The sequence below is a fragment of the Janthinobacterium sp. GW821-FHT03C10 genome (genome assembly GCF_059420865.1).
Genome location: NZ_JBWKUN010000001.1, coordinates 491,527 through 505,914, shown reverse-complemented (window position 1 = coordinate 505,914; position 14,388 = coordinate 491,527). Strand labels below are relative to the sequence as shown.

11 protein-coding genes are annotated in these 14,388 nt (G+C 68.9%); all 11 read left to right on the top strand.

Features of this window, described 5'->3' with window-relative positions; translation table 11 throughout:
* Positions 1-4 precede the first annotated feature (4 nt).
* The 11 genes from wecB to AC07VH_RS01915 all read left to right on the top strand — a co-directional run bounded on the left by wecB (position 5) and on the right by AC07VH_RS01915 (position 14,277).
* Positions 5-1,165 (top strand): non-hydrolyzing UDP-N-acetylglucosamine 2-epimerase, encoded by a 1,161-nt coding sequence (gene wecB / locus AC07VH_RS01965; RefSeq protein WP_489627423.1) that lies wholly within the window; start codon positions 5-7, stop codon positions 1,163-1,165.
* Positions 1,162-2,022, top strand: a complete 861-nt coding sequence (locus AC07VH_RS01960; RefSeq protein ID WP_475416036.1) for an XrtA system polysaccharide deacetylase — start codon at positions 1,162-1,164, stop codon at positions 2,020-2,022. Before wecB ends, AC07VH_RS01960 begins: the two co-directional genes overlap by 4 nt.
* Positions 2,022-3,101, top strand: a complete 1,080-nt coding sequence (locus AC07VH_RS01955) for a FemAB family XrtA/PEP-CTERM system-associated protein (protein ID WP_494787101.1) — start codon at positions 2,022-2,024, stop codon at positions 3,099-3,101. The genes AC07VH_RS01960 and AC07VH_RS01955 overlap by 1 nt, the downstream gene beginning before the upstream one ends.
* Positions 3,102-3,116: 15 nt before the next feature.
* On the top strand, positions 3,117-4,412 hold the full coding sequence (locus AC07VH_RS01950; protein ID WP_494786590.1) for a TIGR03087 family PEP-CTERM/XrtA system glycosyltransferase: 1,296 nt from the start codon (positions 3,117-3,119) through the stop codon (positions 4,410-4,412).
* On the top strand, positions 4,409-6,007 hold the full coding sequence (xrtA, locus tag AC07VH_RS01945) for an exosortase A (RefSeq protein ID WP_494786589.1): 1,599 nt from the start codon (positions 4,409-4,411) through the stop codon (positions 6,005-6,007). Before AC07VH_RS01950 ends, xrtA begins: the two co-directional genes overlap by 4 nt.
* Positions 5,997-7,211, top strand: coding sequence for a TIGR03088 family PEP-CTERM/XrtA system glycosyltransferase (locus AC07VH_RS01940; RefSeq protein WP_494786588.1), 1,215 nt, complete (start codon positions 5,997-5,999; stop codon positions 7,209-7,211). The genes xrtA and AC07VH_RS01940 overlap by 11 nt, the downstream gene beginning before the upstream one ends.
* Before the next feature lie 10 nt (positions 7,212-7,221).
* Complete coding sequence (locus AC07VH_RS01935; protein WP_494786587.1) at positions 7,222-9,207, top strand: XrtA/PEP-CTERM system amidotransferase; 1,986 nt, start codon at positions 7,222-7,224, stop codon at positions 9,205-9,207.
* A gap of 3 nt (positions 9,208-9,210) precedes the next feature.
* The gene (locus AC07VH_RS01930) at positions 9,211-10,434 is read left to right on the top strand and encodes a TIGR04063 family PEP-CTERM/XrtA system glycosyltransferase (RefSeq protein ID WP_494786586.1); all 1,224 of its coding nucleotides are present in this window, start codon (positions 9,211-9,213) and stop codon (positions 10,432-10,434) included.
* A complete protein-coding gene (locus AC07VH_RS01925; protein WP_494786585.1) occupies positions 10,431-12,866 on the top strand; it encodes a glycosyltransferase in 2,436 nt (811 codons plus the stop codon). The genes AC07VH_RS01930 and AC07VH_RS01925 overlap by 4 nt, the downstream gene beginning before the upstream one ends.
* A gap of 84 nt (positions 12,867-12,950) precedes the next feature.
* Complete coding sequence (locus AC07VH_RS01920; protein WP_436541948.1) at positions 12,951-13,661, top strand: hypothetical protein; 711 nt, start codon at positions 12,951-12,953, stop codon at positions 13,659-13,661.
* A 1-nt stretch (position 13,662) separates the two neighbouring features.
* A complete protein-coding gene (locus tag AC07VH_RS01915) occupies positions 13,663-14,277 on the top strand; it encodes an RES family NAD+ phosphorylase (RefSeq protein ID WP_494786584.1) in 615 nt (204 codons plus the stop codon).
* Positions 14,278-14,388 lie beyond the last annotated feature (111 nt).

Here is a 14,388-nt window from a genome sequence, read left to right as displayed (position 1 = left end):
CGCAATGTCCGACCCCTCTCTTGCGTCCGCCGCGCCGGCGCACCTGCTGTGCGTGGTGGCCGCGCGCCCCAACCTGATGAAGATGGCGCCCATCCTGGCCGCCCTGGCCCGCCAGGCACCCGCCGTGCGCGTGACCTTGCTGCATACGGGTCAGCATTACGACACGGCCATGAATGGGCAGTTGTTTACGGACCTGGACCTGCGCCCGCCCGACATCGCCCTCGACGTCGGCTCGGGCAACCACGCGCAGCAGACGGCCGAGATCATGCGCCGCTTCGACGCCGTGCTCGACGCCCATCCGCCGCTGGCGCCCGATGCCGTGCTGGTGGTGGGCGACGTCAATTCCACCCTCGCTTGCGCGCTGGTGGCGGCCAAGCGGGACATCCCCGTGATCCACGTCGAGGCGGGCCTGCGCAGCGGCGACCGGCGCATGCCCGAGGAAATCAACCGCGTGCTGACGGATCAATTATCGAGCCTGCTGCTCACCAGCGAGGCAGGCGCGCGCGCCAACCTGTTGCGCGAAGGCATCGCTCCCGAACGCATCCATTTCACGGGCAACGTCATGATCGACAGCCTGCGGCGGCAGCTGCCGCGCGCCGTCAAGCCGGCCGCCACCCTGCGCGCGCACGGCCACGCCTGCCCGCCCGCGTATGGCCTGCTGACCCTGCACCGGCCGTCGAACGTGGATGACCCGGCGCAGCTCGCCGCGCTGCTGCAGGCGCTGGGGCAGCTGTCGCGACAGCTGCCGCTGCTGTTCCCCATCCATCCCCGTACCCTGGCCGGCCTGCGCCTGGCGGGCCTGGAACCCGTGCTGGCGCGGCATGCCATCATCCGCCTGCCGCCGCTGGGCTACCTGGAAATGCTGGGCCTGATGCAAGAGGCGCACCTGGTGCTGACGGATTCGGGCGGCATCCAGGAAGAAAGCACGGCCCTGGGCGTGCCCTGCCTGACCCTGCGCGCCAACACGGAGCGGCCCGTCACCGTGAGCGACGGCACGAACACGCTGGCCGGCACGGAGCCGGCCGCCATTCTGGCGCTGGCGCGCGCCATCCTCGACACGGGCGGCAAGCGGGGCCGCATACCGCCCCTGTGGGATGGCCACGCGGCCACGCGCATCGCCGCCATCGTCGCGCCCTGGCTGGCGGCGCGCCGGGGCACGCCATGACGGCGCCGGCGCTGCCGCCGGCGCTGAAGAATGCGCTCACCATCGACGTGGAAGACTATTTCCAGGTATCCGCCTTCGCGCCGCACATCGCCCGCGCCGACTGGCCCCGCCTGGAATGCCGGGTCGAGGCGAATATCGAGCGCATCCTGCTGCTGCTGGAGAGCCGGCGCATCCACGCCACCTTTTTTACGCTGGGCTGGATCGCCGAACGCTATCCGGCCATGCTGCGCCGCGTGGCCGCCGCCGGGCACGAGGTGGCCAGCCACGGCTATGCCCACCTGCGCGCCAACGAGCAGCCGGCCGCGCAGTTCGCCGACGACGTGCGCCGCAGCAAGGCCATCCTCGAACAATTGACGGGGCTGGCCGTGCGCGGCTACCGGGCGCCCAGCTTTTCCATCGGCGCGGCCAATCTGTGGGCCTTCGACGTGCTGCAGGAAGCGGGCTACCGCTACAGTTCCAGCATCTACCCGATCCGCCACGACCATTACGGCATGCCCGACGCGCCCCGCTTCGCCTGGCGCCCGCGCGGGCCGCACGGCGTGCTGGAACTGCCCGTCAGCACCGTGCGCCTGCGCGGACGCAACCTGCCGGCCGGCGGCGGCGGCTATTTCAGATTGATGCCGTATGCACTGTCGCGCTGGCTTTTGCGACGCATCAATTCGCGCGACGGGCAAGCTGGCATATTCTATTTTCATCCCTGGGAACTCGATCCCGGCCAGCCGCGTCCACTTGGTCTCAGCGCCAGGACGCGCTTTCGCCACTACCTGAACCTGGGGCGCATGGAAGCGCGGCTGGGGCGACTGACGCGCGACTTCGCCTGGGACCGCATGGACCGTATTTTTCTGGAAAGCACATGATGCACGAGGCCAGCCTTCCTCCCGACTACGCGCCGTCCAGCGCCGCCATCGCCGTGCGCTCCCTGCAGGCGCACGAGCATGCACGCTGGGATGCCTTTGTCGATACTTGCCAGCAAGCGACCTTCTTTCACCGGGCGGGCTGGCAAACCATCATGGAGCAAGGTTTCAAGCACGACAGCTATTTCCTGTACGCGGAACAGGACGGGCGCATCGCCGGCGTGCTGCCGCTGGCCCATCTGCGCAGCCGCCTGTTCGGCGCATCGCTCGTCTCGCTGCCGTTCTGCGTCTACGGCGGCATCGCCGGCGGCGGCGCGGCCGTGCGCCAGGCGCTCGACAGCGCCGCGCTGGCGCTGGCGCGGCGCCTCGGCGTGGGCCACCTGGAATACCGCTGGCGCGAAGCGCCGGAAAACATGGAGACTTCCTGGCTGCACAAACCCCTGTACGCGACCTTCCGCCGGCCGTTAAGCCCAGATGCCGAGCAGAATCTGCTGGCCATACCCCGCAAGCAGCGCGCCGTCGTGCGCAAGGCCATGGCGGGCGGCCTGCACAGCGCCATCGACTACGACCTGCGCCATTTCTACCCGATCTATGCGGCCAGCGTGCACCGGCTGGGCACGCCCGTCTTCGCGCAGCACCATTTTTCCCTGCTGCGCACGGTCTTCGGCGACGCCTGCGACATCCTCACCGTGTACCACGGCCAACAGGCGCAGGCCAGCGTGCTGCTGTTCTATTTCCGCGATGAAGTATTGCCGTATTACGGTGGCGGCACGCCGCTGGCGCGCAGCACGGGCGCCAACGACTTCATGTACTGGGAAGCGATGCGCCGCGCCTGCGCACGCGGCTACCGCCTGTTCGATTTCGGCCGCAGCAAGCTGGGCACGGGCGCCTTCGACTTCAAGAAGAACTGGGGTTTTAGTGCGCAGCCGCTGCCGTATGCCTGCCAGCTCGTGCGCGCCAGGGCCTTGCCGGAAGTCAATCCCCTGAATCCGAAATACGCACTGTTCATCCGCGCCTGGCGCCGCCTGCCGCTGCCGCTGGCCAACCTGCTGGGGCCGCACATCGTGCGGCAACTGGGCTAAGCAAGGGGACACACCATGCGCGAACTCCTGTTCCTCGCCCACCGTCTGCCGTATCCGCCCAACAAGGGCGACAAGATACGTTCGTGGCACATGCTGCAATACCTGAGCCGGCATTTCCGCGTGCACCTGGGCTGCTTCATCGACGATGACGACGACTGGCAGCACGCGAAAACCGTGGCCGCCCTGTGCGCCAGCACGCGCTTCATCGGCTTGCGGCGCACTACGGCCCGCTGGCGCGCCATGCAGGCGCTGCTGTCGCGGCAAGCCATGAGCGTGCAGTACTACCGCGATGCGCGGCTGCTGCAATGGGTCGAAGGCGTGATCTCGACCGGCAAGGTGCGCCACGCGCTGGCCTTTTCCGGCCCCATGGCGCAATACATCGACGGCAGCGCGGGCCGCGCCTTGCACCGGGTCATCGATTTCGTCGACGTCGATTCCGACAAGTGGCGCCAGTACGGCGACAGCAAGCCCTGGCCCATGTCGCAGCTGTACCGGCGCGAAGCGCATCTGCTGCTGCAGTACGAGCGCCATATCGCCCAGCAGTTCACGGCCGCCAGCTTCGTCTCGCCGGCCGAAGCGGCCCTGTTCCGCCAGTGCGCCCCGATGGCGCGGCGCAAGACGGGCCATGTCAACAACGGCGTCGACACGGCGTATTTCACGCCCATGCCGGCCCAGCCAGCAATCTATCCGCCCGGCGTGCAGGCGCTGGTATTTACGGGCGCCATGGATTACTGGCCGAACATTGACGCCGTGCAATGGTTCGTGCGCCACGTCTGGCCCGCCCTGCGGCGCCAGTTTCCCCAGCTGCAGTTCTATATCGTCGGCAGCGCGCCCGTGCCCTCCGTGACGGCGCTGGCCAAGATTCCTGGCGTGGTGGTGACGGGCAAGGTGCCCGACATCCGCCCCTACCTGGCCGGCGCGGCCCTGGCCGTGGCACCGCTGCGCATCGCCCGCGGCGTGCAGAACAAGGTGCTGGAAGCGATGGCGATGGGCAAGATCGTGCTGGCCACGCCGCAGGCGCTGGAAGGCATCGCCGCCCAGCCGGGCCTGGAACTGCTGCTGGCGCGCGACGACGCCGAATTCATCCACCATGCGGCGCGCGTGCTGCGCCATGCCCAGGGCGACGCGACCGAAGGCAGCGGCGCGGCCATCGGCGCGGCGGCGCGCCAGCTGGTCTTGCAGGATTACGACTGGGAACGCAATCTGCGGGGCCTGGGCGCCATGCTGGGACTGCCTGCCGAGGCCGGGGCCGATGCGGCGACAACCGGCGCCGCCGCGCCTGTGTTGCCGGCGCGGGAGCCGTCCACATGAGCTTGCAGCTCGACAGCGCCACGCGTTTGCCGGACGCGGCCGTCCTGCCGCGGGGCCGGCGCCAGGCCGCCCTGGCGGCCCTGCTGCTGGCCCTTGCCGCCGTCGTGCTGCTGTACCACGCCACCTTCTGGTCGATGGTGGAACTGTGGTCCCGCTCGCAAACGTTCGCGCACGGCTTCTTGATCGTGCCCATCAGCTGCTGGCTGGCCTGGCGCCAGCGGGCCAGCCTGGCCGCGCTGGCGCCCCAGCCGTCGCGGCAGGGCTTGCTGCTGCTGGGCGCGCTGGGTCTGGCCTGGCTGCTGGCCGACGCCGCCAACGTGCCCGTGGTGGAACAATATGCGGCCACGGCCATGCTGCCCGCCTGCGTGCTGGCCATCCTCGGCTGGCCGGCCGTGCGCCTGCTGGCCTTTCCGCTCGCGTATCTGTTCCTGGCCGTGCCGTTTGGCGAAGTCTTCCTCGACCCGCTGATCGACTTCACGGCCGCATTCACCGTCATGGCGCTGCAATGGACGGGAGTGCCCGTGTTTCGCGACGGCAGCAATTTTTCTTTGCCCTCCGGCAACTGGTCGGTGGTGGAGGCGTGCAGCGGCTTGCGTTACCTGATCGCCGCGCTGGCCCTGGGCGCCCTGTTCGCCCACGTCAACTTCCACAGCGCGCGGCGGCGCCTGGCCGTCATGGCCGCCGCCCTGCTCGTGCCCATCCTGGCCAATGGCGTGCGCGCCTACCTGATCGTGATGCTGGGCCACCTGAGCAATATGCGCCTGGCCGTGGGCGTCGACCACCTGATCTATGGCTGGCTGTTCTTCGGCGTGGTGGCGCTGCTGCTGTTCTGGCTGGCCGCGCGCTGGCGCGAACTGCCGCCGGCGCCGATCTTGCCACCCACGTTGCCACCCGTCCTGCCGCCCCGGCCTGTCGCTGGTGGCGTTGCGGCCAGCCCGCGCGCCGCCGTGCGCGCCAGCATCGCCTGCCTGCTGCTGGCGGCGCTGTGGCCGGCGCTGGCCTTCGCCAGCCAGCGCCAGGATGGCATGGCGGCGCCCGGCTCCCCCGCCGTGCTGGCCTTGCCCGATCCGCCCGCCTGGCGGCGTCTGCACGCCGCGGCGCCCCTCTGGCAGGCGCCGTATGCGGGCGCGCCCGCGCGCTTTGCCGCCACGTATGCGCGCCGGGATGGCGACGGCGCGCCGGTGGGCTTGCAGCTGCACTGGTATGCGCGCCAGGCGCGCGATGCCGAACTGCTGACGCACCAGGCCCTGCCCTACGGCCCCCGCTGGATGGCACTGGCGCAGCGCGTGCGGCCCGTCACCCTGGCCGGCGGCCCCATGACCGTGCGCGAAAGCGTGCTGGCGCACGGCGGCGAGCGCCTGCTCGTGTGGCGCCTCTACCGCCAGGGCGGCATCGTCACGGCCCGGCCCGTGCTGGTGAAACTGCTGCTGGCGCAAGCCAAGCTGCTGGGCAGGCGCCAGGATGGCGCCGACATCCTCGTCTTTGCCGCCTACGACGAGCTGGCGCCGCCGCCGCACGCGCGCCTGCAAGCCTTCCTGCAAGCGGCGCTGCCCGTCATCGAACAACGCCTGCAGGAGCTGCCGCATGGCCCTTGACTTCGATACCGGCGGCACGCGCCAGGCTGCCGCAGGGCCCGGCGGCGCCCCCCTGATCGTGCACGTGATCCACCAGCTCGACGTGGGCGGGCTGGAAAACGGCCTGGTCAACCTGATCAACCATTTGCCGCCCGGGCGCTACCGGCACGCCATCGTCTGCCTGAAGAACGCCACCGCGTTTCGCCAGCGCCTGACCACCCCTGGCGTCGACGTGATCAGCCTGGACAAGCGCGAAGGCAAGGACTGGCGCCACTACCTGCGCCTGTACCGCGTGCTGAAACAGCTGCGCCCGGCGCTCGTGCATACGCGCAACCTGGGTTGCCTCGAGGCGCAGCTGCTGGCCTGTCTGGCCGGCGTGCGCCTGCGCGTGCATGGCGAGCACGGGCGCGACATGAGCGACCTGCACGGCCCCCGCCGCAAATACCGGCTGCTGCGCAAATGCATGCTGCCGCTGGTGCAGCACTTCATCGCCGTCAGCGCCGACCTGGGCCACTGGCTGGTGGACGCCATCGGCGCGGCGCCCACGCAGGTGTCGCACATCGGCAATGGCGTCGACAGCGTGCAATTCCATCCGCGCCTGGGGCCGCCCGCCGCCGTGGGCCCGCCCGGTTTCCTGTGCAACGGCGCCTTCGTCATCGGCAGCGTGGGCCGCATGGCCCCCGTCAAGGATCCCGCCTCGCTGGTGCGGGCCTTCCTGCTGCTGCTGGCCCAGCCGGGCGCCCGCGCGCGCCTGCGCCTGATCATCGTCGGCGACGGGCCGTGCCGCCAGGCTTGCCTGGAGCTGCTGCGGCAGGCCGGCGCGGCCCATCTGGCCTGGCTGCCCGGCGCGCGCGACGACGTGGCGCAGCTGCTGCGCGCCATGGACCTGTTCGTGCTGCCGTCCCTGGCCGAAGGCAGCTCGAACACCATCCTCGAAGCGATGGCGACGGGGCTGCCCGTCGTCGCCACGCAGGTGGGCGGCAACGCGGAACTGGTGCAGTCGGGCTGGAGCGGCACCCTGGTGCCGCCCGGTTCGCCCGAGATGCTGGCCGACGCCATGCTCGACTACTACAGCATGCCGGAACTCGGTCCGCGCCATGGCGCGCGCGGGCGGCGCCAGGTGCTGGCCGAGCACAGCCTGCCCGCCATGGCCGGCGCCTATCTGGCCGTGTACGACCGCCTGACGGGCGCGCGCCAGCCCTCTCCCCTGTCCACCACTCCCTGAAAGGCCTCCCATGTGCGGCATCAGCGGCATCTTTGATTTGCAGGGCCAGCGCGACATCGACGTGCTGCTGCTGGCGCGCATGAACCACAGCCTGCGCCACCGGGGGCCGGACGAAGGCGGATTGCACCGCGAGCCGGGACTGGGCCTGGCGCACCGGCGCCTGTCCGTGATCGATCTGGCCAGCGGCCAGCAGCCGCTGTTCAACGCCGACCGCAGCATCGCCATCGTCTTCAATGGCGAAATCTATAACTATCGCGGCCTGATGGCGGAATTGCGCCAGTTCGGCCACCCCTTCCGCACCAGCAGCGACACGGAAGTCATCGTCCACGCCTGGGAGCAATGGGGCGAACAATGCGTGCAGCGCCTGCGCGGCATGTTCGCCTTCGCCCTGTGGGACCGCCGGCGCCATGTGCTGTTCCTGGCGCGCGACCGCCTGGGCGTCAAACCCCTGTACTACGGCGAGGCGCAGGACGGCACCCTGCTGTTCGGCTCCGAACTCAAAGCCCTGCTCGCGCATCCGGCCATGCCGCGTGAACTCGACCCGCTGGCCGTGGAAGAGTATTTCGCCTACGGCTACGTGCCCGAGCCGCGCAGCATCTTCCGGCACGCGCGCAAGCTGCCGCCCGGGCATACCCTCTCCATCCGCGCCGGCCAGCCGCTGCCCGCGCCGCAAGCATACTGGGACATTCCGTTCACGCCGAATCCCCCCGCCAGCGAGGCGCAGGCGGCCGACGAATTGCTGGCGCGCCTGCGCGAAGCGGTGCGCATCCGCATGGTGGCCGAAGTGCCGCTGGGGGCATTCCTGTCCGGCGGCGTCGATTCGAGCGCCGTCGTGGCGCTGATGGCGGGGGCCAGCGCCACGCCCGTCAACACCTGCTCCATCTCGTTCGGCGACCCGGCGTACAACGAGGCGCGCTACGCCGACCTGGTGGCGCGCCGCTACGGCACGGCGCACCACGCGCGCCAGGTCGAGCAGGACGACTTCGAGCTGATCGACCTGCTGGCCAAGCTGTACGACGAACCGTTCGCCGACAGTTCGGCCATGCCCACGTATCGGGTGTGCCAGCTGGCGCGCCAGCGGGTGACGGTGGCCCTGTCAGGCGACGGCGGCGATGAAAGCCTGGCAGGCTACCGGCGCTACCGCCTGCACACGCGCGAGGAAAAAGTACGCAAGGCGATGGACCCGCTGCTGCCGGCCGGCCTGCGCCAGTCGCTGTTCGGCACCCTGGGGCGGCTGTACCCGAAGGCCGACTGGGCGCCGCGCTTCCTGCGCGCCAAGACCACGTTCGAGGGCCTGGCGCGCGATACGACGGACGCGTATTTTCACGGCGTCAGCCTGCTGGGCGACGCCATGCGCGCGCGCCTGTTCAGCCCCGAGCTGCGACGCAGCCTGCACAGCTACCGCGCCGTGGAAGTGCTGCGCCGCCACGCGCTGGCCAGTCCCGCGCAGGATCCGTTGTCGCAGGTGCAGTATCTGGACCTGAAAACCTACCTGCCCGGCGACATCCTCACGAAAGTCGACCGGGCCAGCATGGCGCATGCGCTGGAAGTGCGCTCGCCCCTGCTCGACCATGAACTGGTGGCGTGGATGTCCGGCCTGCCGCCGCAATTCAAGCTGCACCGCGGTGTCGGCAAGTATCTGCTGAAAAAAGCCCTGCGCCCGCTGCTGCCCGACACCCTGCTGTACCGCCAGAAGATGGGCTTTTCCATCCCGCTGGCCGACTGGCTGCGCGGCCCGCTGCGCCAGCGCCTGCAGCAGCGGCTGCTCGGTCCCACGCTGGCGCAGTGCGGCCTGTTCGACATGGATTACGTGCGCGTGCTGCTCGAGCAGCACGCGAGCGGGCGGCGCGACTACAGCGCGCCCCTGTGGGCGCTGCTGATGTTCGAGGCCTTTTTGCGCCAGATTGCAACGGGGTCAGACCCGTTGGGGGAATATGGCCCAATGGGCCGTATTCCGCTCCCGCAGGGACTGACCACAACATCCGTCCCAGGTTAAACCATGCGCATCCTGCACATCCTCGACCACTCGCTGCCCCTGCACAGCGGCTACACGTTCCGCACCCTGGCCATCCTGCGGCAGCAGCGCGCGCTGGGCTGGCACACCATGCAGCTCACGAGTGCCAAGCAGGGTCCGGCCGACGGCGCGCAGCAGCTGGTCGACGGCTGGCATTTCTACCGCACGGCGCCCGATGCGCGCTGGTGGGCGCGCCTGCCCGTGCTGCGCCAGGTGGCCGTCATCGTCGGCCTGGCCGTGCGCCTGCGCAAGCTGGCGCAACGGCTCAAGCCCGACATCCTTCATGCGCATTCGCCCGCCCTGAACGCCGTCGCCGCCCTCAACGCGGGCCGCGCGCTGGGCATCCCCGTCGTATATGAAGTGCGCGCCTTCTGGGAAGACGCGGCCGCCGACCATGGCAGCAGCCGGCCCGGCGGCTTGCGCTACCGGCTCACGCGGGCGCTGGAAACCTATGCGCTGCGCCGCGCAGACGCCGTCACCACGATCTGCGAGGGCTTGCGGCGCGAACTGTGCGCGCGCGGCGTGCCCGCGCATAAGATCACGGTGATCCCGAACGCCGTCGATGCGGGCGCCTTCCATGCCTCCCATAATCCGGCATTGGCCCGCACGCTGGGCCTGCATGGCCACCTGGTCATCGGCTTCATCGGCTCGTTCTATGCCTACGAGGGACTGGCCCTGCTGCTACGCGCCATGCCGCGCATGCTGGCGGCGCAGCCCGCATTGCGGCTGCTGCTGGCCGGCGGCGGACCGCAGGACGCGGCGCTGCGCGCGCTGACGGCGCAGCTGGGCATAGAGTACGCCGTGGTCTTCGCGGGCAGGGTGCCGCATGCGCAGGTGGCCAGCTATTATCAGCTGGTCGACATCTGCGTGTATCCGCGCCTGCCGATGCGCCTGACGGAGCTGGTGACGCCCTTGAAACCGCTCGAGGCGATGGCGCAGGGGCGTCTCGTGGTGGCGTCCGACGTGGGCGGCCACCGCGAACTGGTCGAGCATGGCGCGACAGGCATGCTGTTTCGCGCCGGCGACGCCGGGGCGCTGGCGCAAACGGTATTGAACCTGCTGCTGGCGCCGGCCAGCTGGCCGCCGCTGCGGCGCCAGGCGCGCGCCTTCGTCGAGACGGAGCGCAGCTGGGGCGCCAGCGTGGGCCGCTATGCGCCCGTGTATGCGCGCGTGGCGGCGGCACGCATGGCGCCGGGAGCGACGCCATGATCTTCACGGGCCTGCGCATCGCGCTGGTCGGCCCGCTGCCGCCGCCGGCCGGCGGCATGGCGAATCAGACGGCACAACTGGCGCGGCTGTTGCGCGAGGACGGCGCGCAAGTGCAGCTGCTGGCCGTCAACGGCCCCGTGCTGCCGCCCTGGCTGGCGCGCATCCGCTACCTGCGCGCGGCGCTGCGCCTGCCCGTGCACCTGTGGCGCCTGTGGCGCGCCGCCAATACGGTCGACCTGTTCCACATCATGGCCAATTCCGGCTGGTCCTGGCACCTGCAGGCCGCACCGGCCCTGTGGATCGCCAGCCTAAAAGGCAAGCCCGCCCTGCTCAACTACCGGGGCGGCGAAGCGGCCGCCTTTTTCGCCCGCTCGCCGCGCCTGGTGGCGTTCAGCCTGCGCCGCGCCAGCGCCATCGTCGTGCCGTCGGCCTACCTGGCCGGCGTCTTCGAGCAGTACGGCCATACGGCCCACATCGTGCCGAACGTGGTGGACTTGCAGCGCTTCGCGCCGGCCGCGCCGCGTGCGCCAGGCGATGCCGGCCCGTGCATCCTGGTGGCGCGCCACCTGGAAAGCCTGTACGACAATGCCAGCGCCGTGCGCGCCTTCGCCATCGTGCGCGAGGCTTTTCCCGCGGCGCGCCTGGTGCTGGCCGGCGGCGGGCCGCAGCGCGCGGCGCTGGCGCGCCTGGCCAGGTCGCTCGGCGTGAAGGATGCCGTGCGCTTCGCCGGCCCCGTCGACAACGCCGCCATGCCGGCCCTGTACCAGGCCAGCGACATCGTCCTCAACCCCAGCCTGGCCGACAACATGCCCAATTCCGTGCTCGAGGCGCTGGCCTGCGGCGTGCCCGTCGTCAGCACCAATGTGGGCGGCATCCCCGCCCTGCTGCAGGACGGCGTGACGGCCCTGCTGGTGCCGCCCGCAGACCCGGCTGCCATGGCGCAGGCCATCCTGGCGCTGCTGCGCGATCCGCCGCGCGCGCAGGCGCTGGCAAACGCGGGCCTGGCGCATGCGGCCGCCTTCGGCTGGCCCGGCATCGCGCCCAGGCTGGCCGCCCATTACCGCCGCATCCGCGCCGCGCCGCGTCCCGGCGCCTACACGCGCCTCGTCGCCCACTGGCTGTTTTCCCTGCATGAACGGTTCAAGAGCCACCACAGCGTGCGCCTGCTGCGCCGGCTGGAACGCTCGCAGTGGTGGAGCGCGCAGCAGCTGCAAGAATGGCAGCTGGCGCGCCTGCGCGCGCTGCTGCGCCACGCGGGCGCGCACGTGCCCTACTACCGCGCCCTGTTCGCCCGCAGCGGTTTCGACCCGGAACAGCTGCGCCAGCTTTCCGACCTGTCGCGCCTGCCGCTGCTGCGCAAACGCGATATTGCCAGCGCGCGCGACAGCTTCAAGTCCGCCCGCGCCGTGGGCTTGCGGCCGTTCGCCACGGGCGGCTCCAGCGGTGAGCCGCTGCAGTTCTTCCTGGGTCGGCGCCGCATCAGCCACGACATCGCCGCCAAGTGGCGCGCCACGCGCTGGTGGGGCGTCGACATCGGCGACCGCGAAGCCGTGCTGTGGGGCTCGCCCATCGAACTGCACGCGCAGGACCGCGTGCGCCGCCTGCGCGACGCACTGCTGCGCACCACCCTGCTGCCCGCGTTTGCCATGTCGCCCGCGCGCCTCGACGATTATGTCAGGCAGCTGCGCCGCTGGCGTCCGCGCATGCTGTTCGGCTATCCGTCCGCCCTGTGCCGCATCGCCAGCCACGCCAGCGCGCGCGACCTGCCACTCGACGGCCTGGGCGTGAAAGTGGCGTTCGTCACGGCAGAACGCCTGTACGACGAGCAACGCGCGCAGATCGCCGCCGCCTTCGCCTGCCCCGTGGCCAACGGCTACGGCGGGCGCGACGCGGGCTTCATCGCCCACGAATGCCCGGACGGCGGCATGCACATCACGGCCGAAGACATCATCGTGGAAATCCTTGATGGCCAGGGCCAGCCGCTGCCCGCCGGGGCCACGGGCGACATCGTCGTCACCCACCTGGCCACGCAGGACTACCCCTTCATCCGCTACGCCACGGGCGACGTGGGCGCGCTGGGCACCGAACCCTGCACCTGCGGCCGCGGCCTGCCCCTGCTGCAGAAAATCGAAGGGCGCAGCACGGATTTCCTCACGGCCGTCGACGGCACCGTCATGCACGGCCTGGCCCTCGTCTACATCGTGCGCGAACTGCCGCAGGTGCGCAGCTTCAAGATCATCCAGGAAAGCCTGCTGCGCACGCGCGTGCTGCTGGTCTGCCTGCCGCGCCTGGACGACGCCACGCGCAGCGCCATCGTCACCGGCTTCCGGGCCAGGCTGGGCGCGCAGGTGGAGGTCATCATCGAGGAAGTCGACAAGATCGCGGCGGAGGCGTCGGGCAAGTACCGCTATGTGGTGAGCGAGGTGGCTTAACGCCGAAACGCCGCCGAATAAGGTTGCTTTGGTTGTCAATATCAGCTTATGGAGTAGAATCTGGTATGGTAACTGGAGGGTGTCATGGCAAAGTTGGAAGTCTCAAAACCGGCAAAAGCGAAGAGCGCGCATCGAATGACAGTGCCTGACGCAAGCAAGGCCCTGGGTGATTCGCTCCGAAAGATCGGCGCAAAAGGCATCGACCTTGGCGAGGGCTACGTATTGGTCAAGATACGACGCCCCAAACAGCTAGCGCATCATGCGCGTGAAAAGGATGCGGCGTATGTACCGCGACAGCTGCCGGGAGTGCCTGTGGTTTCTAGTGCAGATCTCCAGGAATTGATCCAGCGATTCCAGCGCACACATACAATGCAAGCCGGTATCAGCACGATTCCGCCAGAAAACCAGGCATTCCTCGATCAGTTTTCCCGCCAGGAAATGCAAAGATATGCGAGCCTGGAAAAGAAAGGCGAATTGGTCGATTCAAGAACACTGGCCGAGCAAATGGGCGTGACGCGGCAGGCGATCAGCAAGGCCGTGACGGAACAGCGAATGTTTTCCATGGATAGTGTCTCCGGCAAGAAGCTGTACCCTGCCTTCTTCGCCGATCCCACCTTGAACCGTCGCCAGCTCAGCAAAGTGAACAAGGAATTGGGCCAGCTGGCTGGGTCCAGCAAGTGGCAATTCTTCACCACTGCGCGGATGTCGCTCAACGGCAGCAGTCCGCTCAATGCTTTACGGAAAGGAAAATTTGCCGACGTCATCGCCGCAGCGACAGCGTTCAGGGAGGCATGATGTGGCCGCGACCAGGCTGAAACCACCTCCGAAGGTGCTGGCAACGAGCGCGACGCTTCCCGTCGTCGGGTTGCCGGTCCCCAGCCTGTACCGTATCTCGGGACATGCGACTGGCGAACCCTATTTTGGCTCCAGCGGAGGGAACCGGTTTGATGCACCTGGCTGCAAGAAAGGCCATCCCGAATACAGCACTTGCTATCTGGGGCCGAGTTTTGATGTTGCTCTTGCCGAGTCCCTGTTGCACGATGCAGTGCCTGTGAAGGGGGCATTTCCTATCGCCAAATCCGAGATTGATCGCCGGTGGGTACATCAATTCATTGGTAGTTTTCGACTGTTTGACCTGACCGGCCATTTTCTCAAGCAGATGGGCGGACATGCTGGCCTGACCGGCACCTCAAGTTACACGCTGCCGCAACAATGGGCGCTGGCCGTGTATCGCAATCCGCTCCAGGTCGATGGCTTCCTGTATATGTCGCGTCATTTCACCAACGAAAAGGCGGTCGTGGTATTTGATCGCGCCAGGTCTTATCTCACGGCCGTTGGTAGACCTGTCCAGCTTATAGCGGCACAGGAAATGCCGGATGCCATGCGATTGTTTAATATCATTGCTGCGTGAGATCGCCAGCCGTCCAATAAAAACGCAAAACCCTGCTTACTGCGCAACAGGTCTGTTTCATCATATACGTGCGGCGCCAAAATTGCCGCACACCATAGACATGGCACTCCG